Source organism: Pseudomonas sp. AC083, from assembly GCF_979253165.1.
Window position 1 is genome coordinate 1 of record NZ_CEEDDH010000203.1, and the last position, 259, is coordinate 259.

Consider the following 259-nt stretch of genomic DNA (forward strand, 5'->3'; position numbering starts at 1 on the left):
TGCCCGGCTTGATTCCGGTCGGTTACCAGCAAGTGCATATCGCCGATCAGTCTTTCACGCTCGCCGTGGCGCCTGAACGCTGCTTCAGCGTCGCCGATGCGGTCGATAGCCCGATCCCGCGCGCTGGGGGTCTGAGCGCCCAGTTGTATTCGCTACGCCGTCCGGGTGACGGTGGTTTTGGCGATACGCAGGCGCTGGAGGACCTGGTTCGTGTAGCGGGTGAACGCGGCGCCGATGCGCTGGCGATCAGTCCGATGCA

The 259-nt window shown here is 64.9% G+C and carries 1 pseudogene; it reads left to right on the top strand.

The window, feature by feature from the left end:
• A pseudogene (locus AC0IXA_RS27710) lies at window positions 1-259 on the top strand (4-alpha-glucanotransferase); the annotation flags it as partial.